The organism is Halomonas sp. SCS19 (assembly GCF_040147015.1).
GTDB classification, from domain to species: Bacteria; Pseudomonadota; Gammaproteobacteria; order Pseudomonadales; family Halomonadaceae; genus Halomonas; species Halomonas litopenaei.
The window spans coordinates 1,712,816-1,727,169 of the sequence record NZ_JAMSHN010000001.1 but is presented as its reverse complement, the minus strand read 5'-3'; the positions used below and the strand labels follow the sequence as shown (position 1 = coordinate 1,727,169).

The following is a 14,354-nucleotide window of genomic DNA, read 5'->3' as shown; positions in this document are numbered from 1 at the left end:
TCTTGGCGATGAAAAAAGTGTAAATGCCGGCGTCTGTCTCGGGAGAAAAATTTAACCGTAAGCAGGCGATGCCAGCCGCTGAGACGGCGCCGAAGCGTGCGGCTGTCTTTAGTCGAGTCGACCCTGGTTGCCGATTCGGGCAAAGATTTACGTGACCCCCTGTTACATCAGGCAAGCATTCTGGTATTTCCGTGCCCCTTCACAATGAGCTTTGGAGCAAATGGGCGGACAGCTGTGACGTTTTCCTCCGGGTGGGCCGGCGACGGTCAGTGAAAGCGCCTCACCTCGCGGCGATGGCGCGCTGACGCCAGCGGAGCGTGGCGTCCAACCCTCCAGTCTCACGGTTATTCAGGCTGACTTCGACCTCTTGCTGATGAGCCAGTGCAAGCACGATGGAAAGGCCCAGACCGCTACCGGTGATGGTGGCGTCGCTGGCGCGGTGGAAGCGCTCGGCGACACGCTCCATGTGCGTATCGGGAATGCCGGGGCCGCTATCGAGGATGCTTAGGCGAACACCCTGGGGCTCTGTCTGGAGGATGGCTTCGATGGTGCCACCGTCGGGTGTGTAGCGCAGCGCGTTGTCCAGCAGATTGCGGATCATGATGCCGAGCTCCGTGGCATTGCCCATGACCGTGGTCGGGTCGACGTCTTCCAGGCGGAGTTGCTGGCCACGGGCGTCGGCCAGCGGCCAGAGCTCGGCCGCGAGGTCCAGCAGCAGGGAGCGCAGGTCTACGCTTTCCGGTGCAGCGGCGGTGTGGCGATCGACCCGTGCGAGTACCAGAAGCTGCTCTACCACGCGCTGGAGTCGTTCGACACCCTGACGAGCCTTGGGCAGGGCGTCGCCTTCGCCCGCCAGGGCGTTGTCCAGGTGGATCTTGAGGGCTGCCAGCGGAGTGCGCAGCTCGTGGGCGGCATCGGCGGTAAAACGTCTCTCCTTTTCCAGGGTCGCCTTGAGTCGCCCGATAAAGTCATTGAGCGACCCTCTGAGGCCAGCCAGTTCCGTCGGTACGTCCAGTGCTATGCGGCTGAGGTCGGCGGAGTCGCGATGCTCCACCTGCTGCGATAGTCGCTCGATGGGGCGCAGGCCGCGACGGATATGGCGCAGCACCAGCAACAGGCACAGCGGCATCAGCAGTAGCATGGGCCAGAGGTGATTGAGCGCGATGCGCTCGATGATGTCGAGGAAGAAGTCCCGCTCGATACCGATCTGTAGCCACAGACCACGACTCGGGTCATGCAGGGCAAAGACTCGCCAGCGAGACTCTCCCAGCGATCGCCACTCGAAACCCTGCTCACCAGGTGGCGGCATCTGGGGCTGGCGATCGACGTCTTGCCATCCAGGGCCAATCACCACCGGCTGGCCGGTCTCGGTCCACAGTCCGAAGCCCATCTTGCGCTCTTCATGGTGATAGGTCTGGCCGGGTGGCACCGGCAGGTCATCGGACGTGCCGCTGTCGGTGTACAGGTGGGCGCTGGCCTTGCGCTGGTCCATCCATCGGGCCAGACGTTGAAAGTCGTCTGCCTCGGGTGCCTCGGGGAGCATGCTCATCAGCCCCCTGCCGGTGAAGGCGAGCTGGGCATCGAGGATTTCCTCCAGCTCGTTTTGCGAGATCAGCCAGGCGGCCACCACCGACAATAGCGCCACCATGGCCAGGGATAGGGCCAGGGTGCGGAAAAGATAGCGATGGATCGACATCACGGGGTGATGGCCAGGAAGTCGGTATTGAGGCGATAGCCGATGCCACGCACCGTGGTGATCATCTCCTTGTGCAGCTTCTTGCGAAGATGATGAACGTGAACTTCCAGCGCATTGGACTCGAGTTCTTCGCCCCAGCCGTAAAGCAGGCTCTCCAGGCGGGGACGCGACAGTACCTGGCCGGGATGACGGGCGAGCTCGATCAGCAGGGCGAACTCGCGACGACTCAGGGCGATACCGCGTCCCTTCCAGTCGACACAATGGCGAGCCTCATCGATGCACAGCGTGCCGACGTCGATGGTGGAACTGGCGCGACCGGCCGCTCGTCGAATCACCACGCGCAGGCGCGCCAGCAGTTCCTGGAGGTCGAAGGGCTTCAGTACATAGTCGTCTGCCCCGGCGTCCAAGCCCTGGATACGTTCTTCCACGGCGTCACGGGCGGTCAGGATCAGGACCGGCAGGGCAGTTTGCCGGCGCAGGCGTCTCAGGATATCCAGTCCATCGCAGTCGGGTAGGCCAAGGTCGAGGATCACCACCGAGAACGCCTCCAGGGCCAGAGCCTCGATAGCCGGCTTGCCGCAGGTGAACCAGTCGACTGCATAGCCCTCTCGTTCAAGTGCGACCTTGATACCGTCCCCCAACAGAGGGTCATCCTCCACCAGTAGTGCCCGCATGGCGTCTTCTCCGTCGATCTACCCAACTGTCTCTCAGGCAGTATGGGGCGCAAAACCTTAATCTACGCTTAAGGATCGACGGGAGCCTTGATCCGACGCTGTTCTCTGGCTAGGACTGCGAATCGTGCCTGGGCTTGCCGGTACGCTCGGTCGACGCCATTTTTTCCAGTTCGTCTTCGCTCATCGAGTCGTACATCGACCGGGCGGCACCGTCGAGTTCGCTCACCTTCTGTTCTCCGCGCTTGGCAGCGAGGGCCGCTCCTGCCGCCATCTGCTGGGCTTTCGATTTCGCTGGCATGGTTACCTCCTTGAAGGGAAAGAAGATTGTCGTACCGGCGTTAATAGTTTGCTGCCTGGCAGGCTCGACAGACCCAACGACGAAAAGCCAGACTCCGCCAGGTTCGACCCGGATCAGTCCCAGCATAATCACTTGCCATTTACGTCTTCAACGCCAGTTGCCTGAATACCGAAACGTATCCAGAGGCGAGTGGGCGAAATCATATGAAAGGAAGAGCGACGTTCGCCAGGGAGTGTGTCTGCCTGTGTTCTTTCGTGGAGGTGTCCTTTCGCTGGAGGTTTTTGCGCTTTTGCCTGGGCACAGCGGTGCTACCTTGGCCGCCGCTGAATCTGACCGTCGAGATTCGAAGTAATGTGAAGAAGTGAAGTCACACGGCGTTACAACTCTTTTCAATAAGAAGTACGAAACAGCGCCCTGCTCTGGCAGCGTCTGATGGCGACGTAAAGGATTACCTTGATGACTTTCGAATTGACGTTGTTTAGACGCTATTGCAACAGCTTTGACATAAAGCGCCCATCGAGTCTTGTCCGCGACGGTTTATTGGTGACTCGGGCAGGCGTGGCGTCTTCGTCTTTCGTTCAGCGATTCTGCCATGACAAGGGAGCAAGCCACCATGCGAGATACACAGGATCTTTTTCCGACACGCCTGGAGCGCAAGCTGGGCATGTTCGAGCGCATCGACCCGGTCGTTCATTGCGATGAACAGCAGCGAGCGAACGGCCCCCTGAGCGAAGAAGAGCTTGATGAGTTTGATAGAAAAGGCTTTCTCTCTTTCGAGAACTTCTTCGACAAGGAGGAGATGGATGCCTTTATCCAGGAATTGCGGGAGTACGAAGAGGACGAAGACCTCAAGTTGTCTGAAGGGACGGTGCTGGAGCCCGGAAAACAGGAGATTCGGTCGATCTTCGGCATACATCAGGTCTCGGATCGTTTCAGTCGTCTGACACGGGACCCGAGGCTATTGGCCATGGTGCAGCAGATACTCGGTAGCGACGTCTACATCCATCAGTCGCGTATCAACTACAAGCCCGGCTTCAAGGGGAAAGGTTTTGACTGGCACTCGGACTTCGAGACCTGGCATAGCGAAGATGGTATGCCTCGGATGCGGTCACTGAGCTGCTCTATCATCCTGACGGATAACGGTGAATTCAACGGCCCATTGATGCTGATTCCCGGGTCCCACAAGCAATTCGTTCCTTGTGTCGGACGCACCCCGGAGGACAACTACAAGGAGTCATTGAAGAGCCAGGACATCGGTGTGCCGGATGCCGCCAGCCTGAAGAAACTGATGCTGGAGAACGATATAGAGGCGCCGAAAGGCGATTCTGGCTCATTGGTGATGTTCGAGTGCAATACGCTGCACGGCTCCAATATCAATATGTCCTGCTGGCCGAGGAGCAATCTGTTCTTCGTCTATAACAGTGTCGAGAATACCCTCCACGATCCCTACTGCGGCAACAAGCCTCGCCCCGAGTTCCTGGCCACGCGCAAGGACTACAGCCCGCTCAAGCCTGTCGATGGAAAGCGTCAGGAAGAGTGAGAGCCGGAGAGGGTGAGTGCAGCAAGGTTGAACAGAGCGGCTGACGAGATAGAGACCTCGGGAGACTAAAGTAGGGCACCGAGGATGCTCACCCGCTCGCAGGGAGCGCCGACGTCACCTACCTCTCCGCCATCACAGGCACTGTCATGCGCTTACCTGGCCATCGTCGCTGGGACTCGAGAACTTCCAGCAGCAAACGCCACCTTGATACACAAGGTGGCTTTTTTGGTTGGGGGCGGGGGCGGAATCCAGGCACAAGATCGCGTTCGCCGCCTGTTTCGCTGGGGCAGCGGTCTTCGCAGGGTTCTACCAAAGCGGCCGCCAGCAAAGGCCTTGAGGGTCTCGGACGCGCTGGACGGTGCCTTTGCGTGTGCTGGCGAAGTCGCTGTGGTCACGAGCCGACCATGGGGATGACTCGGTTAAGACGAAGGTCTACGCCTAAAAACATAAAAATATGACTATAGTTGTTTTGTCCGCCGCATCGACGATGGCAAGGAGCCCTCGGAGGTTGTTCTGGCCACGGTTCGGTCGGGCGGCCCATGGCCGTCGCATGAACAGGGGCGGTCTACCGGATGTTCCTCTGGCCCCGGGCGCCATGCACCTACCAGAGTTCTTCCATCGACAACGCCGGATACCGGCCAACGCTCAAATGAGGGTGAGACAATGACAACAGCACACCGAGTAGTCAGCGTCATCGCGGGTCTAACCATGGCAGCGACCAGTGGTCTGGCGCTCGCCGACTATCCTGATCGACCCATCACTGTACTGGTCCCGTTCAACGCTGGAGGAACCACGGACCTGGTAGTGAGGACACTGGAGCCCGCGCTAGAGCGCGAATTAGGCGCCGAAATCGTGATCCGCAACGTCACCGGCGCCGCAGGCACCATAGCCGCAGCCGAGGCAATGCAGGCGGATGCCGATGGCTACACCATGTTCTTCACTCCCAAGGGGCCCGTCACCATTCAGCCTCTGCTTCGTCCGCTACCGTATCAGTCCGATGACTTCCTCCCCGTTGCGGAGGTTAGCGTGACGACCTATGCAACCGTCGTGGGTCAAGATTCCGAGTTCAATTCCTTTGAGGAGCTGGTGACCTACGCCCAGGAGAATCCGGGCAACCTGCGTCTGGCATCGACAGGGATCGGGACCATGCCTCACCTGGCCGTCGTTGCCCTGAGCCATATGGTGGGACTGGACATCAAGCATATCCCCTACAAGGCGTCTGGAGAGGTCACCAAGGCGATCATGGGCGGGGAGCTGGATGGCACCACGGAAATGAGCTACGTCGCCGAACAGTTTGACCTCAAGGTACTGTCCTGCTGGGGCCAAGAGCGCTGCGACGGCTACCCCGACGTTCCGACCATGAAAGAGCTGGGCTATGACGTCGTGCTGGAGAACTGGTTGGGTTTCGTGGCGCCTCAAGGTGTACCGGAAGAATACGTCACCAAGTTCGCTGAGAGTGTAGGTGTGGCTCTTCAGGATGAGTCAGTGATGACTGCGCTCGAGAATCAAAAGATCACCCCCGCCTTCCTGGCTGGCGAAGCATTTCAGGAAGTCTATGAGAACGATGCCGCAGCAAATCTTGAGCTGCTCAGTAGTGCTGGCATGTCGGTAGGGCAATAGGAATCTTACAGCCCTTGCATGACCAGCACCTATTCCGGTGATTTTAGATAGCGGACAAGGTCGTTACCTGGAACGAGGTGATCTAATGAATGCTGGCTCGAGAGACATGCTGCTGGGCGCAACAGGTCTAATAACAGGAGCAATACTTCTCAACGAAGTTGGCGCAATGGAAGCCAACAAAAACCCACTGTTTGACTATGGCGTCGGTCCTGTTCTATTTCCAAAGGCATTGCTTGTTATCTGGCTGTCGCTCTCTTTTCTGATTTTGGTGAGAGCATGGTTCTTCGTGAATGAGGAGGCAGAGCAGGTAAATCACAAACGGCTGTGGAGTGTGGTGGCCGGTGTGTCGATATTCGTAGCAGTGATTCCTGTGCTGGGATTTCTTGTCTCAGCCATCATTTTTAGTCTTTTACTTCCCTGTGTCGTGGGATATAGAAATCTGAAAGTAGTTGCTGCTGTAGGGGCGATTTTTCCGTTGGTTGTCTGGTACGCCTTTACTCACTGGTTGGATATTTTCCTGCCGTCCTCAATATTAAGCGTTGGGTTTTAGGAGGAATGGTCTAATGGAAATGTTAGTGTCATCCATATGGGCAGTACTGCAGCCTGACGTTATCCTGGCAATGGCGTTGGGGACTATCTTCGGCATCATTGTCGGTGCACTGCCGGGGTTGGGCTCTATCCTCGCTATTACCATTGCACTGCCTTTTACCTTCGCCATGGGTCAGGTGGCAGCCATCTCGCTGGTCATCGCGGTCTATTGCTCCTCCGTGTTCGGAGGGTCAATTTCTGCAATATTGATCAATACTCCTGGGACGCCCCAGTCTGCAGCGACTTGCCTCGATGGCTATCCGATGACCCGGGCGGGTCACGCAGACGCAGCACTTGGATGGGCCGCTACTGCGTCCTTGATTGGTGGGCTCTTCTCCACTGTGGTGCTGATCTTTGCTGCACCAAGATTGGCTCAGTTTGCGCTTGGATTCGGTGCGATAGAAACCTTCGCCCTGATCACTGTAGCTCTGACATGTATTATTGGAGTAGCGCAAGGTAGTCTGATAAAGGGGTTATTGGCTGGAGTGTTTGGTCTTTTTCTGTCGACGGTTGGGATCGACCAGATGACAGGTCAGGCACGATTTACCTTCGATGTTTTCGCCATGTCGAATGGTTTTCCTCTGCTGCCCGTCATTGTAGGGCTCTTTGCCTTTGGTGAAGTGTTTTATCGCTTGGGAACAAAGGCGGTGTCAGCCGGCGAAAGCGGTGTTCGTGTCGGGATGAAGATTCCGAAACTCAAAGAGATCATGCTGCGCTGGAAGACAGTATTGAGAAGCTGTCTTATTGGTACCTTCGTCGGTATTCTGCCGGGTACGGGAGCCGCTACAGCAAGTTTTATCTCCTACGCGGAGGCAAAGCGCAGCGGACGTTATCGGGACAAGTTGGGTACAGGAGAACCCGAAGGCATTATTGCGGCCGAAGCATCCAACAATGGTGTGACCGGGGGGGCGCTCGTGCCTACCTTGGCGCTTGGGATACCGGGAGATCCGGTCACTGCACTCATGATGTCTGCGCTGATCATCCAGGGTATTCAACCAGGAGTAAGGTTGTTCTCGGAAAACCCAGGACTGATGAACTCTACCTTTGTCGCACTGATAGTTTGCAACATCTTGATGTTTGTCGCCGCCCTGGTGATGGCTCCCATTCTTACTCGGACACTTCGCGTACCCGAACCCTTGTTGATGACGGCTGTACTGGTACTTTCGGTGGTGGGTTCCTATGGTGCCTCGGGACGAATGTTTGATGTTGGCGTCGGTATCTTCTTCGGGATTGTCGGTGTTGCTCTTCGCTTCCTCAAGGTGCCTATCGCACCAATCGTAATTGGTCTCGTACTGGGCCCCATATTCGAAGAGAGCCTCAGGCAAGGGTTGATTATTACAGATAATAATTTCTTGTCCTTTATGTCTCTCGAGTACCCCTTGGCAATGATCTTGCTCCTTCTTGCCGCATCCATCGTTCTGGTATCGGCGTTTCGTGAGACAAGAAAGGCACTGGATTACAAGAAACAGAAATAACGACTGAAGATTCTGTTTAATGTTACGGAAAGTGAAAAACTTAGGAGAATATAAAATGACCATGATCAATGCTTTCAGGCAATTGCTGGTGACTCGTGATAGACCCGCCGTTGGCATGTGGAGTGTACTCAATAGCTTTGATGCGACGGAAGGTCTCGCCTGGTGTGGGTTTGACTGGATGAATATTGATACCGAGCACGCGCCTGTCGAACTTCAGGATGTCATCCACCATCTCCGGATACTGGATGGCACACCGACGGTACCTATGGTCCGCCTCGTCTGGAACGACCCGCTGCTGATCAAGCGATACCTCGATGCTGGTGCTTCGACGCTGATGCTGCCCTTTGTGCAGAACGCAGAGGAAGCAAAGCAGGCAGTCGAGCAGATGCATTATCCGCCGCGTGGAGTGCGGGGTATGGCCGCAATTCACCGTGCCAGCCGCTACGGTGCTATCGGTGACTACGTCGCCAATGCTTCCGGTAGCCTGTTTCTTATCGTGCAGGTGGAGACGCTGGAGGCATTGGACAACCTTCCCGAAATCCTTGCTGTCGATGGTGTCGACGCAGTGTTCTTTGGTCCAGGCGACCTGTCGGCCAGTATGGGAATGCCTGGGCAAGCAGGGAGCAAGGAAGTGACCGACAAGATTATTGACGCCTTGAGCGTTGTACGCAGGACAGAGAAGTTTGCCGGGACGTTAGCCACGACTCCGGAACAGGCGAAGGCATTTATCGAAGCCGATTTCGACTTCGTCTCTGTCGCCAGTGATGTGAATGTGTTGATCCGGAATTCACGCCAAGTTGCCTCGTCCTACGTAAGCTGAGAGCCGAGCACTACAGCGAGGAGAAATATATGGCACGCATTGTTTCAAGCTCTCCAAAGTTTTCCACGTCGCCTCCTGTGATGGAGGCGATTTCCAACGCTGGCTGGAGCTTCCAGTCGTTTGGCGATTTCGTGTCGCAGTGCGAAACGGATCCCACACAGGTGGCAAGCGCACAATATCTCGTTGCAGGGCTTCACAGAGTAGACGAAAGCTTGTTGTCATCGATGCCGGAGTTGAAAGCAATCCTTCGGTTTGGTGTCGGATATGAAAATGTCGATGTCGATGCCTGCACACGAAACGGTATCGCCGTTTTGAATACCCCACGTTCCAACGGTAATGCAGTGGCCGAGCTGGCGATAGGCTTGATGTTTTCGATGTTGCGCCACATTCCTCAGGCGCATCAGGACGTCGTTGGGGGGCGGTGGAATCGTCAGGTAGGCAATGAGGTCGCCGGAAAAACGCTGGGCATCGTAGGTCTTGGCCACATTGGAAAGCTTGTTGCTGGCAAGGCCTTGGCGCTGGGGATGAAGGTGATGGCAACCGACAAGTATCCAGATCACCCGTTTATCGAGCGTCACGGAATACAACTTGGGACACTTGAGGAGGTAATGGCGTCATCGGATGTCATTTCGCTGCACGTGTTTGGCGGGGAAGGCAACACGGCGCTCGTCAATGCAGAGAGAATCGCCATGATGCGCCAAGGTGCTTGTTTGATCAACCTGGCCAGGGGTGACGTGATTGATCTAGATGCAGCCGCGGAAGCACTGGCCTCAGGAAGCATCGGTGGGGTAGCAATAGACACCTACATCGTTGAGCCGCCTGATACCAATCATCCGATATTCTCATCCCCAGGGGCTGTTTTTACGCCGCATAGTGGAGCTGATACGGTTCAAGCTATTGAGAAGGCTGGGCTGATGATCTGTGAGGATATCGAGACAATCGAAAGTGGAAAGGTATCAGAGAGGTTGGTCAACCAGGAGGTTCTGGAACGTAGCGACTGTCGAATACGGTTGTAGTTGCAGGGGCGGATAGCCTTGTGGAAATGGCTTTATCTATAAATCCTCTATCTATAAGAACTCTATCCAGAATTTTTTTGTCTAGAAGTTCTCTATCTAGAAGTTCTCTATCTAGAGAAGAGGTCGAGATCGATTTCGACAATATCCGCCCTGTAGGTGATTTCTGCTGCGTAGATGATTTCGTCCTTGTCATTAGTCAGTGATCGCCATGCAAACGCTACCGGGTCCCCTGCAGGGTAGCCAAGTAGTTGGCTGGTAGTGACGTCACACTTTCCGAATTTCATTTTTTGCGTCATACGATGAACGTGATCTGCGAATTTTTCTGCAAAAATCGGAAGAGCGAGAGATGACAGAAAAAGATCCTTCTCCTGGTCATAGAGCGACGTCGCGATATGAATCTTGATAACGCAGTAGCGCAGATCATCGCGAACATGTATGCGCTTGATGGACTGATATTCGCCGACAGGGGATCCACGAAACCCCGAAGGAAGCGGGCCACGGCTCAATTCGAGTGTGGTCAGGTCGGGATGGTCCGTACGCAATGTGCTGACCAGTTCCTCGAAGGTCGTCTCAAGACGAAAGCGGCGGTGCCCACGACTTTTTTCCGTGACGATGGTTCCACGTCCACGCGTCGAGACAAGAAGGCCTTCATCGGAAAGAATGCTGATGGCGTCTCGAATCGTGATGCGGGAAACACCAAGTTCACTCGCAAGCTTGTCAAAAGAAGGGAGCTCGTCGCCAGGCTTCCACACGCCTTCTGTCAAGTGGCTTCGAATAACATCCACTACCTGCATGTAAAGGGGTTGCCCCTTCTTTCTGGAGATCTGGTGATTGATCGAGAGCTTCGCGGTCATGGTGTCAACCTTTGTAGTCGTCTCTACAAGATAGAGGCTTTTTATTTCCTTTTCAAGAACTTGGTGGGGGGCAGAGATGAGCATGTCTGCCAGCTTGCCGGTGGCGCGGTGTAGGGAATCTGACTGAATAGCCACATTCAAGTGGCAATGGTGTTTCAAATAATTCTTCAATACTGATGCATGAGGTGGCTCTGATGAACAATGTAAACAAATTAGATACTTACAACCCTGCAGCTCCTGATGAGCTGGTGGCAAGCTACGTGATCACTGAAGAAAGCGAGTTGGATGTCATCATTCAGTCTGCACAATCCGCCCAGTCTGAATGGGCCGAAATTCCTCAACCTAGGCGGGGCGCTATTATTGGAGAGTTCCTCGATGCCCTGGAGGGAGAGAAGGACCAGATAGCCAGTGTCATGACGATGGAGACCGGCAAGGTGTTGGCAGAGAGCCATGGTGAGGTTGCCAAGGCACTTGGAGAAGGCCGGGCCATGATAGCGCGTGCCTCCAACCCATCGGGGGAGGTGCTGCCCTCACAGGTTCCTGGCACGCTGACATACACGGTTCGACGCCCAAGGGGCGTTGTGGTAGGTATCAACCCCTGGAACTTTCCTTTTAGTACACCCATGAGGAAGGCGATACCGGCATTGCTTTATGGCAATGCCATCATTCTCAAGCCTGCGTCCCTGGCGCCTGGAGCCTTGGTCAAGTTTCAGGAGATCGCTGATGCCTTCTTTCCCAAGGGGCTGGTCAGGACGGTAGTCGGTAACGGCGCTTTAGCCAGTACCCTGGTGGGGCACGATGGTGTTGCTGCTGTCAGCTTTACCGGGTCAACGTCTGTGGGAAAGAAAGTTGCGCAAATGGCCGTCTCGCACCTTGCAGAGGTAAGTCTCGAGTTGGGAGGGAAGAATCCGGTCATTGTCCACGATTCACATGATCTCGCTCTTGTCGCCGAGCAAGTCGCAACGGCAGCATTTGCCGTATCCGGTCAGCGTTGCACCGCCATCAGTCGCGTTCTGGTGCACGAGTCCCTGGTGGAGTCTATGGTCGAGCTGTTGGCGTCGCAGGCTGTACAGAAGAGACCTGAGCCTGACAGCAAGGATGGCGGAGGTATTGGTCCTCTTATTAGCAAAGCACAATTGGATAGCGTTGCTACCTTCGTGGAGCGAGCGCAGGGAGAAGGGGCGAAGGTCGTGGCTGGCGGTGAGCATGTCGCCAGTAAGGGTGGTGGTTTCTACTACGCGCCGACGGTACTTGGCGGTGTTACCCGCGAGATGGAAGTCGCACGTGAGGAAGTGTTCGGTCCGGTGATTGCTGTGATTTCTTATAGCAACATCGAGGAAGGTCTTGAGGTTGCCAATGACGTTGCATATGGATTGAGTGCGTGCCTGTATTCCGAGAACTGTGCAACTGTCGATGAGTTCCTGTCCCGTTGCGATGCGGGGATGCTGCATGTCAACTGTGGTAGCTTCCCCGAGAACCATCTGCCCTTCGTCGGAGTGAAGGACAGCGCCTTGGGGGTTGGTGGCTCGAACGGACAATCTGTCATTCATTTTTATACGACTGAGCACTCAATCTATCAAAGAGCCAAGGTATAGCAGAGGCGCGTCGGTCGACGAGAGTGCGTCGCTGGCACCCTTCCAACGGTTTGCCATGGACAGAGCACCCGCGAGGCGGGTGCCTGTCCGGCGAAAATCGCTGACGCCGGTTCACATTTCTTCGTAGCAGTGGGATGGGTGTTGATAGCAAGGCAGGAGGCTCGGCCCTTGATCGCAAGGGGGGCGAGCGTGGCAACGTGTCCACAGAGGACGGTAGACGGTCGCTTGGTAGCGACCGTCTACCGTCTTGTGATGGTGTGTTAGTTGTTTCTTGCAGCGATGGGCTCAGGTCAGCCGTCTACGTTCTCCAAGCCAGGAGAGCGGAGGAGCGGTCGCGGTCCCGGATAGCCTGGCCACTGAGTGCCAGGATGTCGACAAGTTTGCGATGTGATGCTTCACCCTGGCGAGGGATGCTGGTACATACGACGAACGGTCTTGCTCAAGCATGAACATCATCGGGACCAGCGCCGGACAATAGCGTCAGAAGTCGCGTCATTCACCTCCGAGCCGTCAGAACTCCTTGACCAGGTAGCTTGTCAGACTCTCCAGGCCATCAAGGCTGCCGATGCCTGGTGATTCTCCCAGATGAGCCGTGCCACGCTCAATCTGACCAAGAGGCCCGGCCAGATCACCACGAAGCGGGTTGGGGTTGGAATCGATCTCCAGTGCGCCTTCGCCTCCAGCGGATGCGAGCAAGTGACCGGAGGCCAGCAAGCCAACGCCGCCACCCAGGTAGTGGGGGAAGTAGCCAAGGCCTGCCTGCATGATCATCTTGGCCAGAGGCAGCCCTCGACTGATACCCCCCCACTTGGCCGCGTCGGGCTGAACGATGGCCAGTGCACCACTATCAATTCCTTGCTGAAAGCGTTCTTCGCCCATCAGGTTCTCTCCGGCTGCCAGCGGAATGTCGGTTAGCTCCGCCAGAGCCTTCCACTCCTGCCAGGGTGCCGTGGACAACAAGGGCTCCTCGATCCACTTCAGATTCAGGTCTTCAAGGGCCGGTAGTTGTTCGCGGGCCTGCTGCAAATCCCAGCCCTGGTTCACGTCTACCATCAGGCTGGCGTCGTCCCCCAGGGTGTCGCGTAACGCCAGCAGGTTGGTTCGGTCGCGCTGAGAGCCGAAACCGATCTTGAGCTTGAAGCGGGTAAAGCCCTGGTCTGCCATCTTGCGGGCTAGGCGCTCGGGCTCGGTAGGGTTGAGGCCGCTGGCGTACACCGAGATGCGGTCGGAGGCGCCGCCCAGATAGCGCCACAATGGCTGTTGCTCACGACGTGCACAGAGGTCCCATAGAGCCAGGTCGATACCAGCGAGGCACTGGGCAAAGGGGCCCGGTTCTGCGCACTGCAGCATCAGTACACGGGTGCTCGCCTGAAGGTGATCGAACGCATGCTGGGGAGATTCGTAGCGTTGCTGCAGTAGAAGGGGCCGAAATACACTGCTGACCAGTCGTGCGCGGTGCTCAGCCCCTACCATCGGGAAGTTGCACCATATTTCCCCCCAGCCGTGGTGACCATCCTCGTCGGTAACACGAACCACGACCATAGGGCGGTCCGACATGGTGCCGAAGGAAGTCTCGACCGGGGTTTCCAGAGGGCAGCGATAGACGAAGGCACTTGCTTCGCGGATGACGAGAGGTTTGTTCATGTTTTCAGATCCATTTTCAAGAGTGCCTGATCGCCACCAGGAGCCATCTGGATGACCGAAGTATCGTGATGTCGACGACAAGGCTTTCAAGCAGCGCTGGGCCGGAGTCCACCTGCGGTACCTGACGAGGTTCGTGCTTCTATCAAAGTTTCCTGCGTGCTTAAAAACATAACAATATGACTTTAGCACTAGCCGGCTCTTTCGACACCATGGAAATCGCGTTGCTCGATGGGATCGGCGTCTTGGCAAGCCCTTTTCGTCGGTGTTGCTGGAGGCTGCTGGGATCGAACCCCTGGGTCTGTAGAGAGCGCCGACCTTGCCCTTGGCTCTTCTTTTCTGGTGTTGGTGGAGGCGGCGGGAATCGAACCCCTGGGTCTGTAGAGAGCGCCGACCTCGCCCTTGGCTCACCTTTAACCTTTGTATCTTCCAGGTAGAAAAAAGCCACCTTCAGATGAGGTGGCTTTTTCGTCGGTGTTGGTGGAGGCGGCGGGAATCGAACCCCGGGGTCTGTGGAGAGCGCCGACTTCGCCCTAG

The 14,354-nt window shown here is 56.3% G+C and carries 12 protein-coding genes; 7 read left to right on the top strand and 5 right to left on the bottom strand.

Annotated elements, in window-relative coordinates:
- Positions 1–280: 280 nt before the first annotated feature.
- From NFH97_RS07395 to NFH97_RS07385, 3 genes are all read right to left on the bottom strand, one after another.
- Complete coding sequence (locus NFH97_RS07395) at positions 281–1,696, bottom strand: ATP-binding protein (RefSeq protein WP_349625495.1); 1,416 nt, start codon at positions 1,694–1,696, stop codon at positions 281–283.
- Positions 1,696–2,370, bottom strand: a complete 675-nt coding sequence (locus NFH97_RS07390; RefSeq protein ID WP_349624622.1) for a response regulator — start codon at positions 2,368–2,370, stop codon at positions 1,696–1,698. Before NFH97_RS07390 ends, NFH97_RS07395 begins: the two co-directional genes overlap by 1 nt.
- Positions 2,371–2,479: 109 nt before the next feature.
- Entirely contained in the window at positions 2,480–2,794 is a 315-nt protein-coding gene (locus NFH97_RS07385) for a DUF3008 family protein (RefSeq protein WP_349624621.1), read from the bottom strand.
- 487 nt (positions 2,795–3,281) lie between these two features.
- Here NFH97_RS07385 and thpD point away from each other — a divergent pair, with 487 nt between their 5' ends.
- The 6 genes from thpD to NFH97_RS07355 all read left to right on the top strand — a co-directional run bounded on the left by thpD (position 3,282) and on the right by NFH97_RS07355 (position 9,727).
- Positions 3,282–4,208 (top strand): ectoine hydroxylase, encoded by a 927-nt coding sequence (gene thpD / locus NFH97_RS07380; RefSeq protein ID WP_349624620.1) that lies wholly within the window; start codon positions 3,282–3,284, stop codon positions 4,206–4,208.
- A gap of 708 nt (positions 4,209–4,916) precedes the next feature.
- A complete protein-coding gene (locus NFH97_RS07375; protein ID WP_213227372.1) occupies positions 4,917–5,828 on the top strand; it encodes a tripartite tricarboxylate transporter substrate binding protein in 912 nt (303 codons plus the stop codon).
- Positions 5,829–5,913: 85 nt separating this feature from the next.
- The gene (locus NFH97_RS07370; protein WP_349624619.1) at positions 5,914–6,378 is read left to right on the top strand and encodes a tripartite tricarboxylate transporter TctB family protein; all 465 of its coding nucleotides are present in this window, start codon (positions 5,914–5,916) and stop codon (positions 6,376–6,378) included.
- Positions 6,379–6,391: 13 nt separating this feature from the next.
- A complete protein-coding gene (locus tag NFH97_RS07365; protein WP_349624618.1) occupies positions 6,392–7,891 on the top strand; it encodes a tripartite tricarboxylate transporter permease in 1,500 nt (499 codons plus the stop codon).
- 55 nt (positions 7,892–7,946) lie between these two features.
- Positions 7,947–8,711 (top strand): HpcH/HpaI aldolase family protein, encoded by a 765-nt coding sequence (locus NFH97_RS07360; RefSeq protein WP_108450028.1) that lies wholly within the window; start codon positions 7,947–7,949, stop codon positions 8,709–8,711.
- Between the two features lie 29 nt (positions 8,712–8,740).
- On the top strand, positions 8,741–9,727 hold the full coding sequence (locus tag NFH97_RS07355) for an NAD(P)-dependent oxidoreductase (protein WP_349624617.1): 987 nt from the start codon (positions 8,741–8,743) through the stop codon (positions 9,725–9,727).
- Positions 9,728–9,834: 107 nt separating this feature from the next.
- Here NFH97_RS07355 and NFH97_RS07350 read toward each other — a convergent pair whose 3' ends face one another.
- Complete coding sequence (locus NFH97_RS07350) at positions 9,835–10,581, bottom strand: GntR family transcriptional regulator (RefSeq protein WP_162816541.1); 747 nt, start codon at positions 10,579–10,581, stop codon at positions 9,835–9,837.
- A 194-nt stretch (positions 10,582–10,775) separates the two neighbouring features.
- On the opposite strand from NFH97_RS07350, the gene NFH97_RS07345 reads away from it, so the two are divergent.
- Positions 10,776–12,176, top strand: coding sequence for an aldehyde dehydrogenase family protein (locus tag NFH97_RS07345; protein ID WP_213227364.1), 1,401 nt, complete (start codon positions 10,776–10,778; stop codon positions 12,174–12,176).
- Positions 12,177–12,686: 510 nt separating this feature from the next.
- On the opposite strand, the gene NFH97_RS07340 is transcribed toward NFH97_RS07345, so the two are convergent.
- A complete protein-coding gene (locus NFH97_RS07340; protein ID WP_349624616.1) occupies positions 12,687–13,820 on the bottom strand; it encodes a mandelate racemase/muconate lactonizing enzyme family protein in 1,134 nt (377 codons plus the stop codon).
- Positions 13,821–14,354 lie beyond the last annotated feature (534 nt).